This window comes from Saccharopolyspora sp. (assembly GCF_017434145.1).
Lineage (GTDB): Bacteria > Actinomycetota > Actinomycetes > Mycobacteriales > Pseudonocardiaceae > Saccharopolyspora_C > Saccharopolyspora_C galaxeae.
Genome location: NZ_JAFRFW010000764.1, coordinates 1 through 2,451 on the forward strand (window position 1 = coordinate 1; position 2,451 = coordinate 2,451).

Sequence of the window (2,451 nt, forward strand, 5' to 3'; positions counted from 1 at the left end):
CCACCGAGCTCAAGGCCGAGCTGGCGGGCGTGGATCCCGCGCTGCTGGCCACGGGCGGTGCGGTGCAGCCGAAGGTCGCCGAGCAGCTCGCCGCGGGCGCGCGGGGCCGCTGCCGAGCGTCGTGGGGTGTGGGGCTGACCGGGGCCGCCGGGCCGGATCCGCAAGATGGCGCCGCGCCGGGGACCGTGCACATCGGATTCGCCGGGCCGTCGGTTGCGACCGTGTTCTCCACGCGTCTCGACGGTGATCGTTCTGCCGTCCGGGCGGCGGCCATTCGGGTGGCGTTGGAACAGTTCGGCGCCTTGCTGGGTTGAACTTCCGCGGCACGTGTGCAGCGCGATGTCGCTGGGCACGGCAGCTGCGCCGGGCGGTGGACGCGGGTGGATCACCGCTTGATCGACTGCGGCCGCGGGTGCAGGATGCGTTCGCCCTCGGCGGACTTGCCGGTGATCGCTCTCGTGCGGCCGTCGCGATGAGTAACGTAGAGGGCGTTGACGCGTAGCGCACGATGTAGGCGACGAAGGAGGGAGGCGCGCGATGACCGTGTTGTTGCGGGAAGCGGTCGGAGAACGGCTGCGCCGCGCCCGGACCGCTCAGTCTCGTACGCTGCGGGACGTCTCGCGCGCCGCCCGGGTGAGCCTCGGCTACCTCTCGGAGGTGGAACGGGGCCGCAAGGAGGCGTCGAGCGAACTGCTGGCCTCGATCTGCGGCGCGCTGGACGTGCCGCTGCCGGAACTGCTGGTGACCGTGGCCGGCGATCTGGACGGAGCGGGCTCGATGCTGACCCCGGCGATGGTCGAGCAGGCCGACTCCGGTTTCGACGGCGGGACGCTGGTGCCGAGCCTGGCGGGCACCGACCTCGCCGAGACCGGCCTGGCGGGCGCGGAATTCGCCGAGGTGGGTGCCGAGGCGCAGGCGAGCGCCGCGGCGGATGAATCCGCCGAGGACCGCAAGCTGCAGCCGGTGCTCAGCCAGCGGATCAGCGCTCCGGTGCGCAACTCCGGCGGCGTCGTGGTGGCCGCTTAGGGAATGTTCCGCCGAGCTCAGGAACCTGCCGGGTGGCCGGTGCGTTGATCGAATGACCCGCGCGCGCCGCGGTCGCCTGCCGGGCACGAGCCCGGGCGGCGGCGTCGGCTCGATCAGCGTCGGCGCCGTCGCGGGATACCCCGGGAAAATCCCGGAGATCTTCGGCGTCCTGGTGGAAGCGGACATCGCGGACTGCCACGATGGGGCCAGGACCCGTTGGGGACCAGGCGCGATGGCAAGATGATCGCGAAACGCCGCGGCCCGTCGGCTCGCCGAAAGGGGAGTTGTGCGGCCCGGCCGCGCACGGGCAGCACCGGCAGCAGAGAAGGCAGGCGGAGGAGATGGCCAATCCGTTCGTGAAGTTCTGGAAGTACCTGATGGCGTCGTTCTCGTCGAAGGTCGACGAGAACGCCGATCCGAAGGTGCAGATCCAGCAGGCCATCGAGGATGCGCAGCGTCAGCACCAGAGCCTGTCGCAGCAGGCCGCATCGGTGATCGGCAACCAGCGGCAGCTGGAGATGAAGCTGAACCGCCAGCTCGGCGAGGTCGAGAAGCTGCAGTCCTCGGCGCGGCAGGCGTTGACGATGGCCGACCAGGCGCGTTCCGAAGGCGACACGGCCAAGGCGGAGAAGTACGAGGAGACCGCCACCCAGCTGGCCAGCCAGCTGGTCACCGCCGAGCAGGGGGTCGAGGACCTCAAGACGCTGCACGACCAGTCGCTGCAGGCCGCCGAGCAGGCCAAGCAGGCGGTGGAGCGCAACTCGCAGATGCTGCAGCAGAAGATCGCCGAGCGCACGAAGCTGCTCAGCCAGCTCGAGCAGGCGAAGATGCAGGAGCAGGCGTCGAACTCGCTCAAGCAGATGTCCGACATGGCCGCGCCCGGCAACACGCCCTCGCTGGACGAGGTGCGGGACAAGATCGAGCGCCGCTACAGCACCGCCCTCGGTGAGGCGGAGCTGGCGCAGAACAGCGTGCAGGGCCGGATGATGGAGGTCCAGCAGGCTTCCATCGACGCCGCGGGCTCGAACCGCCTGGAGCAGCTGCGCGCCTCGATGGGCAGCAACGATCAGCAGCAGGTCACCGGCGGGCAACAGCAGCAGGTCACCGGCGGGCAGGCGGCCGAGCCGTCCACCCAGCCGCAACAGCAGCAGCAGAACCCGCAGACCGGCCAGGTCTGAGCGAGTTCGCCGATGCCGCCGCAGAAGAAGGAGCTGGCGGAATGGGGCGAGGCCGCGCTGCGGGAGCTGCGCGGCCCGATCGCCGGTGAGTTCCGCCGCAAGCTCGCGCGGTGGCGTGATCCGCGCGCCAGGTTGCTGCGCAAGCGCAAGCGCAGCAGGCAGACCGCCATCACGGGAACCGTGGGCACCGGGGTGTTCGCGGCCGGCTCGTACGGGGCGTTCGCGCCGCACGTGTTCGGCATGCCCG

The 2,451-nt window shown here is 70.9% G+C and carries 4 protein-coding genes and 1 pseudogene; all 5 read left to right on the forward strand.

Going from position 1 to position 2,451, the window contains the following annotated elements; all coding sequences use genetic code 11:
• Positions 1–314 (forward strand): CinA family protein (locus IJH84_RS20735; RefSeq protein WP_295147886.1); only part of this gene is annotated, 314 nt, incomplete at its 5' end.
• 223 nt (positions 315–537) lie between these two features.
• A complete protein-coding gene (locus IJH84_RS20740; protein WP_200070048.1) occupies positions 538–1,026 on the forward strand; it encodes a helix-turn-helix transcriptional regulator in 489 nt (162 codons plus the stop codon).
• A 52-nt stretch (positions 1,027–1,078) separates the two neighbouring features.
• Positions 1,079–1,270, forward strand: coding sequence for a hypothetical protein (locus tag IJH84_RS20745; RefSeq protein WP_200070047.1), 192 nt, complete (start codon positions 1,079–1,081; stop codon positions 1,268–1,270).
• Between the two features lie 97 nt (positions 1,271–1,367).
• Positions 1,368–2,204: a PspA/IM30 family protein gene (locus IJH84_RS20750; RefSeq protein ID WP_200070046.1), complete on the forward strand. Its 837-nt coding sequence runs from the start codon at positions 1,368–1,370 to the stop codon at positions 2,202–2,204.
• A 12-nt stretch (positions 2,205–2,216) separates the two neighbouring features.
• Positions 2,217–2,451 (forward strand): annotated as a pseudogene (locus IJH84_RS20755) (hypothetical protein); the annotation flags it as partial.

What these genes read in the sequence shown, in the direction of transcription:
- IJH84_RS20750 (WP_200070046.1), top strand. Translation starts at nt 1,368, where the DNA reads ATGGCCAATCCGTTCGTGAAGTTCTGGAAGTACCTGATGGCGTCGTTC.
- IJH84_RS20745 (WP_200070047.1), top strand. Translation starts at nt 1,079, where the DNA reads ATGACCCGCGCGCGCCGCGGTCGCCTGCCGGGCACGAGCCCGGGCGGC.
- IJH84_RS20740 (WP_200070048.1), top strand. Translation starts at nt 538, where the DNA reads ATGACCGTGTTGTTGCGGGAAGCGGTCGGAGAACGGCTGCGCCGCGCC.